Below are 13,496 nucleotides of genomic sequence, written 5' to 3' on the forward strand. Positions count from 1 at the left end.
GTTGAATCACTCCGCGAACTCCGCGCACTCCGGTGCGAGAGGCTTCCGAGCCGCCCGCGTTCAGTGAAACGGGTGAACTCAAGGAACGCACGTGCCGGATTATTCGAATACAGGCACGGAAACCCCCCTTTGGGGTGAACTCACGTCAGGTGTCTGTCAGTTCACCCTCTGTGCGTAAAGATTCACGGAGTCGAGGCCACCGGTGCCCGCGATGTCCCCCATTGGACGGCGCCGGTGGCTCCATGTCTCTTGTGGGGGTTCCACCATCTTGAACAGCAACACCTTCCGCCTCGCCGCCCTGGCGGTCGCCGCCGCTCCCGTCGCCCTGCTCGTCGCCGTCCCGGCGCACGCCACCACCGCGACGACCACCACGACCACCGGCGACGGGAAGGCGAGCGCGGTCGTGCTCCGTACCGCACTCGACGTCTCGCTCCTGAACAAGGCGATCGATGTGCCGCTCGAGGCCACGCTCAACGAGGTGCGGGCGCCGCGGAGCGCGGAGAAGACCGCGCTCAGCGTGAAGCTCGACGGCGTGGAGCACGGAGCGCCGGTCAAGGTGCTGCGTGCCGATGTGGCGACGGCGAAGGCGACCGTCGGCAAGCACCGCGCCGAGGGCTACAGCAATGTGGTGAAGGCGCGCCTGCACCTGCCCGGCCTGCCGCTGCTCTCGCTGGTCGAGATCGAGCAGGTCACCTCCAAGGCGGTCTGCGAGGTGGGCCGCAAGCCGGTCGCCGAGTCGAACGTGCTGGGGCATCTGAAGGTACTCGGCAAGCGCGTCACCCTGACCGCCGGAGGCACCACGCAGATCGCGGTGAAGGGCGTCGGCTCGGTGACGCTCGACCTGTCGAAGACGAGCACCACCTCGCGCACCGCCGCGGCGGTCGCGCTCCAGCTGAAGGTCGCGGTCAACCCGCTCAACCTGAACGTAGCCGACGTGAAGGGCGAGGTCACGCTTGCCGAGGCCACCTGCGAGACGCCGAAGGAGGCCTCCACGGGCGGCGGCGAGAACGGCGGTGGTGACAACGGCGGCGGCGACAACGGTGGTTCGACCGACGGCGGTTCGACCGACGGCGGTTCGACCGACGGAGGCTCGGACAACGGAGGCTCGGACAACGGCGGTTCCGGTAACGGAGGCTCCACCGACGGCGGATCAGGCACCGCGGGCTCCACGGCAGGTGACACGGCCGGCGACACCGGCGGCGACGTGAAGCCGCAGACCGGCACCGGTGACGCCCCGCAGACCGCCACCGACGCCGACCTCGCCGAGACGGGCAGCAGTTCCACCACGCCGTACGTCGCCGGAGGCGCAGCCCTCCTGCTGGCGGTCGGCGCCGGTGCCATGGTCGTGGCCCGGAGGCGTGCCCAGGGCTGACGCCCGAGGCCCGAGGGGGGCCGTAGGAGGGGAGGGAAGCGGCGTTCCACAGACGGAGCGCCGCTTCCCACTTGTGCGGCGGCACCGCCGAATTCGGACGACTGTTCCCGGGCGGCGGGGATCGGCGCTATGTTCGGCTGCCATGGACCAGACCACAGACCCGGCGGCCCCGGACGAGTCGGCGCCAAAGACCCCCACCGGGCAGCCGGACACCCTCTTCGAGCGGATCGGCGGCGCCGCAGCCGTCGCCGCCGTGGTGGACCTCTTCTACGCACGTGTCCTGGCCGACCCCGGGCTGACGCCCTACTTCGCGGGGAAGGACGTGACCCGCCTCAAGGCGCACCAGCGCGTCTTCGTCGGCAGCGCCCTCGGTGCCACGGCCCCCTACACCGGCCGGGCCATGGGCCACGCCCACCAGGAACTCGGCATCACCGGGCCCGACTTCGACCGGGTCGTGGAGCATCTCGCCGCGGCGCTGGCCGACGCCGGCGTCGATGCCGCCGCCATCGGCCTGATCGCCGCGAAGCTGGCCCCTCTCAAGCCGGACATCGTCAGCGGCTGACCGCGGACAGCGCCTGCAGGGCCTGGTCGAACGCCTGGAGGAACCGGTTGGTCGTCGTGCGGTCCCGTACCGCCAGCCGGAGCCAGTCGTCGCCGAGCCCCGGAAACGTGTCGCCGCGCCGTGCCGCGAAACCCAGCATCCGCAGCCGCTCACGTATCTCCGCGGCCCGCTCCAGCCGGATCAGCACGAACGGTCCCTGTGCCGGCTCCACGACCCGTATCTCGGTGAACTCCCGCAGACCCGCCACCAGATGGCAGCGGTCCACCGCGATCCGGTCCGCCGCCGCGGCAGCCTCGGCCAGCGCCCGCGGCTCCACACACGCCTCGGCCGCCGCCAGCGCCGGGGACGACACCGGCCACAACGGCTGCGCCTCCTCCAGCGTGCGGATGGTCTCCGGCGCGGCCGCCACGTACCCGATCCGCAGCCCGGCGAGCCCCCACGTCTTGGTGAGGCTGCGCAGCACCACGAGCCCGGGGATGTCCGTGCGGCCGCACAGCGCCTCGCGTTCGCCCGGCACCGCGTCCATGAACGCCTCGTCGACCACCAGCGTCCGCCCCGGACGCGCCAGCCGCTCCAGCACGGCCGCCGGATGAAGCACCGACGTCGGGTTGGTCGGATTGCCGACCACCACCAGATCCGCGTCGGCCGGCACGTCCGCCGGATCCAGCCGGAAGCCGTCCCCGGCCCGCAACAGCACCCGTCCCACCTCGTGCCCGGCCGCGCGCAACGCCGCCTCCGGCTCGGTGAACTGCGGATGCACCACGACCGGTCTTCGGGCCGGCAGCGCGCGGGCGATCAGCACGAACGCCTCCGCCGCACCCGCCGTCAGCAGGAGCCGCTCCGGTGGCAGCCCGTGCCGGGCGGCGACGGCGGCACGCGCCACGCGCCCGTCCGGGTAGGCGGCGAGCGCGCCCAGGGACGCGGCTATCCGCTCCTTCAGCCAGGCCGGTGGGGTCCCGGCCCGTACGTTGACGGCGAGATCGGTCAGATCCCGGCCCCGTCCCCGTACCTCCGCGTCACCGTGATGACGCAGATCGTGCGCGCCCGCGCCTGTAGCGTCGGGACTCTCAATGGGAGTGTGCATGACCGCCATGGTGGGGGTGGTGGTGATGGCCGTCGTCGTCAGGGTGGAAGTGCGGCTGCTGCGGCAGTCCCACCTTGTCCTCGAAGCCCGGCAGTGCGATCCGGTACACGCAAGAGTCGCAGTTCATCCGCAGATCGCCCTTGACGGCCTCCCGGTAGCGCTCCATGACCAGATCGAGCAGTTCTTCCGCGGCACCGATCACCTCGGCCGGCCGGACGTCCAGCCCGGGGTGGGCGGCGGCCCACTCCGTGGTCTGGTGACGCACCCGGTCCGGCAGGATGCCCGTGAAGAGGAAGTACGGCAGAACGACTATGCGCCCCGCACCCAGCTTCACGCAACGGTCCAGACCGGACGGCACATCAGGGGCGGCCAGCGAGACGAAAGCCGTCTCCACACCCGCGTAGCCCCGGCCCTCCCAGAACAGCCGCGCGGCCTTGTACACCTCGGCGTTGGCGTCCGGGTCGGTGGAACCGCGCCCCACCAGCAGAATCGTCACCTCGGACCGGTCCGTGTCGCCCAGCACCTCGTCCACCCGCCGCTCCAGCACCTTCAGCAGCGCCGGGTGCGGGCCCAGCGGACGCCCGTACGTGTACGAGATGCCCGGGTGACGCTCCTTCTCGCGGGTCAGCGCCGCCGGGATGTCGCCCTTGGCGTGGCCGGCCGACACCAGCATCAGCGGGACGGCGGCGAAGTGCTTGACCCCCTGCTCGACGAGCTCGGTCACCGCGTCGCCCAGCGGCGGCGGCGACAGTTCGATGAAACCGCCCGCGACGGGCAACTGCGGGTTACGGGCGCCGAGTTCGGCAACGAAGTCGCGGAAGGCGGCGGCCCCGCCCTCGTCCCGGGTGCCGTGGCCGGCGATGAGCAGTGCGGGCCGGTCGGTCGGGGTGTTCACGGATGCTCCTGGGTGCTCATGGGGGGTGGGGTACGGGTTGGTGGTGGCGGCCCGGTTCACGAAGCCGCCTGTGGCGCCGGGTCGGCCGTGGCCGACTGCCAGCGGTAGCCGCGCGGGGTGACCATGCGGCCCGCGATCTCACGCGTGGCGGTGTTGCCCACGGTGACGACGGTCATCATGTCGACGACCGCCGGGTCCAGGGCCGCGAGCGAGGTCACCCGGCTCGACTCGTCGGGCCGGGAGGCGTTGCGTACGACCCCGACCGGAGTGGCCGGGTCCCGGTGCTCCGACAGGATCGACAACGCCTTCGGGAGCTGCCAGTCGCGGCCCCGGCTGCGCGGGTTGTAGAACGTCACGATGATGTCGGCCTCGGCCGCGGCCCGGACCCGGCGCTCGATGACCTCCCACGGTGTGTGCAGATCGGAGAGACTGATCGAGACGTGGTCGTGGCCCAGCGGGGCGCCCAGGATCGCCGCCGCCGCCAGCGCCGCCGTCACCCCCGGCACACCCACCACGTCGATGTCGGCGCCCGCCTCGGCCAGTGCCGGCGACGCCATCGCGTACACCCCCGCGTCACCGCTGCCGATCAGCGCCACGGCATGGCCCCTGCGCGCCTCGGCGACCGCCGTGCGGGCCCGCTCCTCCTCGGCCCCGAGGCCGGACTCCAGAACCGTCGTACCCGGCCGCAGCAGATCCCGGATCTGGTCGACGTACTGATCGAGCCCGACCAGCACCGACGCCCGCCGCAGCTCGTCGCGGGCCCGCGGCGTCAGCAGGTCACGCGCCCCGGGTCCGAGCCCCACGACCGCGAGCCGCCCACGGGGCGCCCGGCGCACCACGGCACACGTGGCCATCGCCGCCCGCCCCTCGGGGGCCGACTTCCGCTTGGGCACGAGGAGTTCACCGCCGCCCGCGAGCGCCGCGGCCTCCGCGACCGAGGGCGTACCGACCGCGGCGAGGGGCGCGTCCGACGGATGCGGGACCTCGATCCGGGCCAGTTCCCCGGCCGGGTACGTACGCAGTGGCACACCGAGCCGTACGGCGGCGGCCACGATCCCGGGCTCGTGCGCCTTCGCGTCCACGGTCACCAGCTCCGCGATGCTCAACGGCGAGAGACCGGCCTCCGCCAGCGCGTCCCGGATCAGCCCGGACACCTCGTCCGCCGGCGCGTCCTTGGACGCACCGACCCCGACGACGAGCGACGCCGGCCGCAACACGGCCTCCCGTGACCCGAGTTCCACGATCCGGTCGGTGAGGTGCAGCACCGCGGACCCGGTGGCGTCGGGGCGCACGTTCGGCGGCAGGGCGGGCAACGGCCGTACCGCGTCCGCCCGCAACGCCACCGGAGCACCGTCCAGCATCGCCCGCGACACCCCGGCGACATCCCCCTCGACCGGGAGGCCCAGCATGTCCAGACCGGGCACGCCCGCCGCGTCCGTCGCCGTCGTCACCACCGGCGCCGCGCCGAGCACCTCACCGACCGCCACCGCCAGGGCGTTCGCCCCGCCGCCGTGCCCGCCGAGCAGAGCCACCGCGTGACGCCCCGCCTCGTCGACGCAGACGACGCCCGGGTCGGCGGCCTTGTCCGTGAGCAGCGGGGCGACCAGCCGCACCACGGCCCCCGTCGCGAGGAAGCACACCAGTTGCTCGCACTCGCCGAACGCCCGCTGCACGGCCTCGCGCACCGGACCGTCGTAGACCACGGCACGGCCGGGCCAGGCCGCGGCCAGCCGGTCACGGGCGACGGCGCCCGCCGCCGTCGCGGAGATCAGGCCGATCACTGGTTTGCTCCTTCGTTCGAACCGGCCGAGGGGCGGACGCCCCACAGCAGAAAGACCGGGTTGGCCGCGGCGAGCCGGGTCACGTCACCGGGCAGGGGCGCCAGCCGCGACGACTGCAGCAGCACGCCCTCGGGCTCCAGCCCGGCGGCAGCCAGTGCCGACCGCACCGGCCCGACCCGGTCCAGGGCCGCCACCGCGACCACGACCGCACGCCGTGCCCGTCGGGCACACGCCGTCACGATCGCGGGCAGCTCATGACCGCCGCCCCCGATGAACACCGCGTCCGGGTCCGCCAGATCGGACAGCACTATGGGCGCGGCACCGTGCACCGCCCGCACGTACACCCCGTGCGCGGCGGCGTTCGCCCGGATCCGCTCGACCCCGTCCGCCGTCTTCTCGACAGCCACGGCGGCCGCGCCGAGCCGCGCGCACTCCACCGCCACCGAACCCGAACCGGCGCCGATGTCCCACACCAGGTCACCCGTGCGCGGTCCGATCCGGGCCAGCGCCAGCGCCCGCACCTCGAACTTGGTGATCATCGAGTCACGGTGTTCGAACTCCGCCTCGTCCAGCGCCCAGCCGGCCGGACCGGCCGCCGGACCCGCCACCGTGCGTACCGGCGAAAGGGCCCGCGACTCGTCCAGGCACAGCACCACACTCACCGGATCCGGCCACGCACGGCCCGCCGCCTCATGAAGCGTCAGCCGCTCGACGCGCTCGTGCTCCGGATCCCCGAGCGCCGTCGCGACGACCAGGGTCCGCTCCTCGCTCCGGTACAGCAGTCCGGCCGCCAGCTCGGCGGGCCCGGCGCCCGGCCCCGTCAGCACCGCGACCTTCGGGTGCGCGAAGCACACGTTCACCGCGGTCCGCGGATCCCGCCCGTGCGCGCTGACGACGACCGCGTCGTCCCACGGCAGACCCAGCCGGGCGAAGGCCACCGCGATCGACGGGGCCCCCGGCCGCACATCGAGCGCCGAGGGCCCGAAGCGTTCCGCCAGCGCCCGCACGATCCCGAAGAACCCCGGATCACCGGAGGCCAGCACCACGACCCGCGCCCCGTCGTCCTCGGTGAGGTGCTTCCCGATCCGGTCGAGGGCCGGGGCCAGCGGCCCCAGCACCACCCGCCCGGCGCCCGCCGGAAGCGCGGCGGCGTCCAGATGGCGCCGGGCCCCGACCACCAACGTGGCCCCGGCCACCGCCCGCACCGCCTCGGGCGTGGGCGGCGCACCCGTCCCCGTGCCGAAGACCCGGATCACGAGCCGGACCGCTGGGCGCGCAACTCGGCCCGCGCCGCCCTGTCGGCCTTGCGGTACCCGTGGAAGTGGCCCGGGTGGTACAGGTGCGAACGTGTCCCGGACGCCGACAGGGCCGGGCCGACCAGGAACAGCGTGTGCTTCCAGAGCTTGTGCTCCTTGACCGTGGCCTCCAGTGTCTCGATGGTGCAGTGCAGGATCAGCTCCTCCGGCCACGTCGCCTGGTACGCGATCACCACCGGCGTCGATGTCGGATAGCCGCCCTCCAGCAGCTCCTGCGTCAGCTGACCGGACCGGGCCGCCGACAGGAACAGCGCCATCGTCGTGCCGTGCCGGGCGAACTCCCGTACCTCCTCGCCGGGCGGCATCGGCGTCTTGCCGCCACCGAGCCGGGTCAGGATCACCGACTGCGCCACCTCGGGAATCGTCAGCTCGCGCTGCGCGATGGCCGCGACCGCGGAGAACGACGACACCCCGGGCACGATCTCGACCCCGACCCCCAGCTCACCGCACCGGTCGACCTGCTCCTGGGTGCCACCCCACAGCGCCGGGTCACCGGAGTGGATCCTGGCGACCTTCAGCCCTTCCTCCGCCGCCCGCCGGTACACGGCGACGACCTCTTCGAGGGACATCTGCGCCGAGTCGAGGATCTCGGCACCCTCCCGGGCGTGTGCGAGGACCTCCTCCTGGACGAGGCTGGCCGCCCAGATGACGATGTCGGCGTCCGCGATGGCCCGCGCCGCCCGGAAGGTCAGCAGATCGGCGGCGCCGGGGCCGGCACCGACGAACGTCACGGTGCCACGGGTGGGCGCGGCGGCCGCGTCGACTGCTTCGGACATGGAACGGGTCCTTTCGAGAACGTGGATCGTGGGATTCGGGGATGCGCACACCGGGGTCAATCGGCTAGCAAGAGCCCATGGCGGTGTTCGTCGCGCTCGGCGCGTTCCTGATGACCCTGGTCGGCGGCTGGGTCGCCCAGCGCGTCACCGACCGCCGCCACCTGGTGCTCGGACTCGCCGGCGGACTGATGCTCGGTGTCGTCGGCCTCGACCTGCTGCCGGAGGCCATCGAGGCCGCGGGCGGCCTCGTCTTCGGCGTACCGGCCGCCCTGCTGCTGTTCGTGGGCGGCTTCCTCTTCGCGCACCTGGTGGAGCGTCTGCTCGCCGTACGCCAGGCGGCACACGGCGCGAGCGAGGAACGCGTGCCCCAGGTCGGACTGACAGCAGCGGCCGCCATGGTCCTGCACAGCCTGATGGACGGTGTGGCGCTCGGCGCGGCCTTCCAGGTCGGCGGCGGCATGGGAGCGGCCGTCGCCCTCGCCGTCATCACCCACGACTTCGCGGACGGCTTCAACACGTACACGATCACCAGCCTGTACGGGAACGCCCGCCGCAAGGCCCTGACGATGCTGTACGCGGACGCGGCGGCGCCCGTCATCGGCGCGGCGACGACGCTCGTGTTCACCCTTCCGGAGCAACTTCTCGGCTGCTATCTCGGCTTCTTCGGCGGCGCCCTGCTCTACCTCGCCGCGGCCGAGATCCTGCCCGAGGCGCACCACGAACACCCGGCCCGCTCCACCCTGCTGTGCACGGTCGCCGGAGTGGGCTTCATCTGGCTGGTGGTGGGCCTGGCGCAGTGACCCCCGGGGCGACCGCCTCACAACTTGCCGCCCCGCCCGCCGCGGCGCGGCGCCGGCGCGATCAGCGTGGAGAGGTACGGCAACGGCCCGTCGGCCAGCTCCGCCGCCGGCCGGATCGACTCATCCGGCAGCCCGAGCGCCGAACCCCACACCGCGTCCTCGGTCCGCCCCGTCTCGCGCAACGCCGTGGCGACCTCCGCGGCCAGCCGCCCGAACTTGTACGCGACGACCGTCCCGGGCCCCTTCAGCGCCTCCCTCAGCACGTCCGCCCCGGCCGTGACCGGAACCAGCGTCAACGGCTCCGTGCCCTCGGTCAGCACCGCGCCGCTGCGCGCGGCCAGATCCTGCATCGCCGTGATCCCCGGCACCGTCACCACGGCCGTACCCGGCAGCAGCTCGCCGATCGTGTGCGCGAGATACGTGAACGTCGAGTACACATTGGGGTCCCCGATGGTCGCGAACGCCACCGAGCCACGCGTGCGCAGCAGCTCCGCGACCCGCGCACCCGCCGCGTCCCACGCCGCCTCCCGGCGTGCCCGGTCCGTCCGCTCGTTGAGCGCGAACACGACCCGCACGACCTTCTCGGCCCCGACGTAGTGCAGCACCGTCGCCTCGGCGCGCCCACGCTCACCGGTGTCCATCACGGGCACCACGACGACGGCGGCCTCACGCAGCGCGTTGACGCCCTTGACGGTCACCAGCTCCGGATCACCGGGTCCGACTCCGACTCCGACCAGCGTGTTCATCCCTTGCACCTCTCCACGAATCGGCGGGCCGTACCGGGCGCCGAGGCCCAGTGCGTATGCAGATAACTCGCGTGCACGCCCTGCTGCACGAACCCCTCGACGCGCCGCTCCGGCTGGTGCATGCCCCAGGCCGGGGCATCCCCGGCCCCGGGTTCCAGCACGGTGCGGTGGAACTCGTGCCCCCGCATCCGCGTCCCGGCCACCGCCAGCACACTGTCGAAGAGCGCCACGGCGTCCCGGTAGCCGAGCGTCAGCCGCTCCGACATCCGCGCCTCGGCGTCCAGGACCCCGCACATCGGCAGCCCGTCCAGCGACCGGGCCAGATACAGCAGCCCCGCACACTCGGCGGCCACCGGAGCCCCGGAGCGGGCGAGCTCCGCCACGGCCTTGCGCAACGGCTCGTTGGCCGACAGCCCGGGCGCGTACACCTCGGGGAAACCGCCCCCGATGACGACCCCCCGGGTTCCGTCGGGCAACGCCTCGTCCCGCAGCGGATCGAACGGCACGACGGTGGCCCCGGCGGCGGCGAGCAGCTCGCTGTGCTCGGCGTAGGAGAAGGTGAAGGCGGGACCGGAGGCGACGGCAACCACCACCCCCGACCCCACAGCCCCATCCAGCCCCTCCGGCGTTTGAGGAGCGGGGTCCGGGGCGGAGCCCCGGTTACGGGAAGGGGCGGGGAGGGGAACAGGCCCGCCGCAGGCGCCCACGCCCCCCAACGCCTTGACCGCGCTCCACACCTCACCCGGCACGGGCGGCGCGGACCGAGCCAGCGCCATCAGGGCATCCAGATCGCACCCCGCCACCACCTGTCCCCCCATCGCCGCGACAGCGGCCACCGCATCGCCCCGCCGCTCGGCCACCGGCACCAGCCCCAGGTGGCGCGAGGCCACAGCCACCTGCGGGGCCCGCCGCAACACCCCCAGCACGGGCACCCCGGACTCGTCCAGGGCATCCCGCAACAACGCCTCGTGCCGGTCGGAGCCCACCTTGTTCAGGATCACCCCGCCGATCCGGACCTGCGTGTCCCACGAGGCGAACCCGTGCACCAGCGCCGCCACGGACCGCGACTGCGACGACGCGTCCACGACCAGCACCACCGGCGCCCGCAACAACTTCGCGGTCTGCGCGGTCGAGGCGAGCTCGCCCTGGCCCGACGCCCCGTCGTACAGCCCCATCACGCCCTCGACGACCGCCAGGTCGCACCCCTGCGCACCGTGCGCGAACAGCGGGGCGATCAGCTCCGGCCCGCACATGTACGCGTCGAGATTGCGACCCTGCCGCCCGGTGGCGAGGGTGTGGTAGCCCGGATCGATGTAGTCGGGGCCCACCTTGTGCCCGGACACGGCGAGCCCCCGCCCGGCGAAGGCGGCCATCAGACCCGTCGCGACGGTGGTCTTGCCGCTGCCGGACGACGGCGCGGCGACGACCAGGCGCGGAACGTTCACCACTCGATGCCCCTCTGGCCCTTCTGCCCGGCGTCCATCGGGTGCTTGACCTTCGACATGTCGGTCACCAGATCGGCGGCGTCCACCAGCGCGGCAGGCGCGTTGCGGCCGGTGATCACCACGTGCTGGTTGCCCGGCCGCCGGCGCAGCACCTCGACGACCTCATCGGTGTCGACCCAACCCCAGTGCATCGGATAGGCGAACTCGTCGAGGACGTACAGCCGGTACGTCTCGGCTGCCAGGTCACGCTTGACCTGCTCCCAGCCCTCCCGCGCCGCCGCCTCGTTGTCCAGCTGCTGGTCGCGCTGGACCCAGGACCAGCCCTCGCCCATCTTGTGCCAGGCGACGGAACCGCCCTCGCCGCTCGCGCCGAGGACCTTCAGCGCGTTCTCCTCGCCGACCTTCCACTTCGCCGACTTCACGAACTGGAAGACCCCGATCGGCCACCCCTGATTCCAGGCACGCAGCGCCAGCCCGAAGGCCGCCGTCGACTTTCCCTTGCCGATGCCGGTGTGGACCACCAGCAGCGGCCGGTTGCGGCGCTGACGGGTGGTGAGTCCGTCGTCCGGCACGCTGACCGGCTGTCCCTGCGGCATTACGCGGCCCTCCCGCTGTAGCCCTGAACGTCCTTGACCAGCCCGGCGATCGACTCCGCACGGAGCTCGTCGAGCGTGACGGCGGTACCGCCCAGTTCGCCCGCGAGGCTCACCGCGAGCCCGAGCCGCACCGGCCCCGACTCGCAGTCCACGACGACGGAAGCCGTGCCCTCCACCTCATGCAGCCGGGCCGCCCGCGCGGCCAGCGCCACCGGCTCCGGCCCCCCGGTCGCCCGCCCGTCCGTCACCACGACCAGCAACGGCCGCCGCGAAGGATCGCGCAGCCGCTCCACCCGCAGGACGTCATGGGCCTTCAGCAGCCCGGCGGCCACCGGGGTACGCCCGCCGGTCGGCAGCATCTCCAGCCGGGCGGCGGCGGCGTCCACCGACGACGTCGGCGGCAGCACCACCTCGGCGTCCTTGCCCCGGAAGGTGATCAGCCCGACCTTGTCGCGCCGCTGGTAGGCGTCCATCAACAGGGAGAGCACCGCACCCTTCACGGCGGTCATCCGCTGCCGGGCGGCCATCGACCCGGACGCGTCCACGACGAACAGCACGAGATTTCCCTCGCGCCCTTCCCGCACCGCCTGCCGCAGATCGTCCCGCCGCACCACCAGACCCCGGCCCGACCGGCCCCGCGCCCGCTGATGCGGGGCGGCGGCCTGCACGGTCGCGGCCAGGTGCAGCTTGGTCAGCGGGCCCTGCGGACGCCGCGCGCCGGTCGTGCGCCCGTGCTCGGTACGCGCCCGGGACCGCCGCCCCGCCGCGCCCTCGCCGAGACCCGGCACGCTCAGCATCTTCGTACGGAACGGCTCACCGGCCCGTACGGGCTGCTGCTCGCCGCCCCCGGACGACTGCCCCTGTGCCGGCTCCCGTTCCTTCTCCCCGCCCTGCTCGGGCACGGACTGCGCGGGCGTGTCGTCGGCGCCGCCCTCGGGCTGCGGCGGCGTGTCCGGCCCGTCGCCCTCCGGCGGCCGGCCGCCGCCACCAGGACCGTCGGGGTCCGGATCGTCGTCCTCGCCGCTGTTCTGCTCCAGCGTGTCGTCGAGCTTGTCCTCGTCGAGCCCCGGCGCGTCGAAGGGATTGCGCCGGCGCCGGTGGGGGAGTGCGAGCAGGGCGGCCTGCCGCACGTCCTCGGCGAGCACGTCGGTACGTCCCGCCCAGGCGGCCAGAGCGGTGGCGGTCCGGGCCATCACGATGTCGGCCCGCATCCCGTCGACCTCGAAGGCGGCACACGTGGCCGCGATCTGCCGCAACGCACCGTCGCCGAGGCGGACGTGGGGGAGCAGCGCCCTGGCGGCCACGATCCGGGCCCGCAACGCGCCTTCCTCCTCGGCCCACCGGGCGGCGAACGCGGCCGGATCGTCGTCGTACGCGAGCCGGCGCCGTACGACCTCGACCCGCAGATCGGTCTCACGGGAGGCGGCGACCTCGACGGTCAGCCCGAACCGGTCGAGGAGCTGGGGCCTGAGCTCCCCCTCCTCCGGGTTCATGGTCCCGACGAGCAGGAAGCGGGCGGCATGCCGTACGGAGACGCCTTCGCGCTCCACGTACGAGGCGCCCATGGCCGCGGCATCCAGCAGCAGATCGACCAGGTGGTCGTGGAGGAGGTTGACCTCGTCCACGTACAGGATCCCGCGATGCGCGTCCGCGAGGAGCCCCGGCTCGAACGCCTTGACGCCTTCGGCGAGCGCCCGCTCGATGTCGAGCGCCCCGACGAGTCGGTCCTCGGACGCGCCGACGGGCAGCTCGACGGTCCGCGCGGCCCGCGACACGCCGGACCCGGCCTCGTGGGGCCCGTCGGGACACGCCGGATCGGGCGCGTCCGGGGCGCAGGAGAACCGGCACCCGGGGACGACGGCCACCTCGGGAATGAGCGCGGCGAGGGCGCGCACGGCGGTGGACTTGGCGGTCCCCTTCTCGCCGCGCACGAGGACGCCGCCCACGGCGGGGCTCACCGCGTTGAGCAGCAGCCCGAGCCGGAGATCGTCCTGCCCGACGATGGCGGTGAAGGGATAAGGCGTACTCACGAGACCTCCTTGGGGGAGCGGTTCGTTGTCAGCCCCTCCGGCGTTTGAGGAGCGGGGGTCCGGGGGCGGAGCCCCCGGTTACGGGAAGGGGCG

General features: G+C 73.5%; 12 protein-coding genes. 3 read left to right on the top strand and 9 right to left on the bottom strand.

Features of this window, described 5'->3' with window-relative positions; all coding sequences use genetic code 11:
* Positions 1–268 precede the first annotated feature (268 nt).
* Positions 269–1,372 carry an SCO1860 family LAETG-anchored protein gene (locus tag OG959_RS30600; RefSeq protein ID WP_326663686.1) on the top strand — a complete coding sequence of 368 codons (1,104 nt, stop codon included), beginning with the start codon at positions 269–271 and terminating at the stop codon, positions 1,370–1,372.
* A 142-nt stretch (positions 1,373–1,514) separates the two neighbouring features.
* Entirely contained in the window at positions 1,515–1,934 is a 420-nt protein-coding gene (locus OG959_RS30605; protein ID WP_326663688.1) for a group I truncated hemoglobin, read from the top strand.
* On the opposite strand, the gene cobC is transcribed toward OG959_RS30605, so the two are convergent.
* The 5 genes from cobC to cobM are packed head-to-tail and all read right to left on the bottom strand — an operon-like array spanning position 1,924 to position 7,786.
* The gene (gene cobC / locus OG959_RS30610) at positions 1,924–3,018 is read right to left on the bottom strand and encodes an Rv2231c family pyridoxal phosphate-dependent protein CobC (protein ID WP_442805660.1); all 1,095 of its coding nucleotides are present in this window, start codon (positions 3,016–3,018) and stop codon (positions 1,924–1,926) included. The two genes, OG959_RS30605 and cobC, sit on opposite strands and share 11 nt — an antisense overlap.
* Complete coding sequence (locus OG959_RS30615; RefSeq protein WP_326663690.1) at positions 3,002–3,913, bottom strand: sirohydrochlorin chelatase; 912 nt, start codon at positions 3,911–3,913, stop codon at positions 3,002–3,004. Before OG959_RS30615 ends, cobC begins: the two co-directional genes overlap by 17 nt.
* Positions 3,914–3,969: 56 nt before the next feature.
* Complete coding sequence (cobJ, locus tag OG959_RS30620; protein WP_326663691.1) at positions 3,970–5,694, bottom strand: precorrin-3B C(17)-methyltransferase; 1,725 nt, start codon at positions 5,692–5,694, stop codon at positions 3,970–3,972.
* Positions 5,691–6,950, bottom strand: coding sequence for a precorrin-6y C5,15-methyltransferase (decarboxylating) subunit CbiE (cbiE, locus tag OG959_RS30625; protein WP_326663693.1), 1,260 nt, complete (start codon positions 6,948–6,950; stop codon positions 5,691–5,693). Before cbiE ends, cobJ begins: the two co-directional genes overlap by 4 nt.
* Positions 6,947–7,786 (bottom strand): precorrin-4 C(11)-methyltransferase, encoded by an 840-nt coding sequence (gene cobM / locus OG959_RS30630; protein ID WP_326663695.1) that lies wholly within the window; start codon positions 7,784–7,786, stop codon positions 6,947–6,949. Before cobM ends, cbiE begins: the two co-directional genes overlap by 4 nt.
* Positions 7,787–7,863: 77 nt before the next feature.
* Between cobM and OG959_RS30635 the strand changes: the two genes are divergently transcribed.
* Complete coding sequence (locus tag OG959_RS30635) at positions 7,864–8,586, top strand: ZIP family metal transporter (protein ID WP_219573393.1); 723 nt, start codon at positions 7,864–7,866, stop codon at positions 8,584–8,586.
* A gap of 17 nt (positions 8,587–8,603) precedes the next feature.
* Here OG959_RS30635 and cobI read toward each other — a convergent pair whose 3' ends face one another.
* From cobI to OG959_RS30655, 4 genes are read right to left on the bottom strand one after another with little or no spacing between them, the layout of a single operon-like run.
* On the bottom strand, positions 8,604–9,332 hold the full coding sequence (gene cobI / locus OG959_RS30640; RefSeq protein WP_326663698.1) for a precorrin-2 C(20)-methyltransferase: 729 nt from the start codon (positions 9,330–9,332) through the stop codon (positions 8,604–8,606).
* Positions 9,329–10,780, bottom strand: coding sequence for a cobyrinate a,c-diamide synthase (locus OG959_RS30645; protein ID WP_326663700.1), 1,452 nt, complete (start codon positions 10,778–10,780; stop codon positions 9,329–9,331). The genes cobI and OG959_RS30645 overlap by 4 nt, the downstream gene beginning before the upstream one ends.
* Positions 10,774–11,373 (bottom strand): cob(I)yrinic acid a,c-diamide adenosyltransferase, encoded by a 600-nt coding sequence (gene cobO, locus OG959_RS30650; RefSeq protein ID WP_266777214.1) that lies wholly within the window; start codon positions 11,371–11,373, stop codon positions 10,774–10,776. The genes OG959_RS30645 and cobO overlap by 7 nt, the downstream gene beginning before the upstream one ends.
* On the bottom strand, positions 11,373–13,403 hold the full coding sequence (locus tag OG959_RS30655; protein ID WP_326663703.1) for a putative cobaltochelatase: 2,031 nt from the start codon (positions 13,401–13,403) through the stop codon (positions 11,373–11,375). Before OG959_RS30655 ends, cobO begins: the two co-directional genes overlap by 1 nt.
* Between the last annotated feature and the right edge of the window lie 93 nt (positions 13,404–13,496).

Origin of the sequence: Streptomyces sp. NBC_00385, from assembly GCF_035917155.1 — a bacterium.
Taxonomy (GTDB): Bacteria; Actinomycetota; Actinomycetes; order Streptomycetales; family Streptomycetaceae; genus Streptomyces; species Streptomyces poriferorum.

What these genes read in the sequence shown, in the direction of transcription:
- cobC (WP_442805660.1), bottom strand. Translation starts at nt 3,018, where the DNA reads ATGCACACTCCCATTGAGAGTCCCGACGCTACAGGCGCGGGCGCGCAC.
- cobI (WP_326663698.1), bottom strand. Translation starts at nt 9,332, where the DNA reads ATGAACACGCTGGTCGGAGTCGGAGTCGGACCCGGTGATCCGGAGCTG.
- cobM (WP_326663695.1), bottom strand. Translation starts at nt 7,786, where the DNA reads ATGTCCGAAGCAGTCGACGCGGCCGCCGCGCCCACCCGTGGCACCGTG.
- OG959_RS30605 (WP_326663688.1), top strand. Translation starts at nt 1,515, where the DNA reads ATGGACCAGACCACAGACCCGGCGGCCCCGGACGAGTCGGCGCCAAAG.
- cobO (WP_266777214.1), bottom strand. Translation starts at nt 11,373, where the DNA reads ATGCCGCAGGGACAGCCGGTCAGCGTGCCGGACGACGGACTCACCACC.
- OG959_RS30635 (WP_219573393.1), top strand. Translation starts at nt 7,864, where the DNA reads ATGGCGGTGTTCGTCGCGCTCGGCGCGTTCCTGATGACCCTGGTCGGC.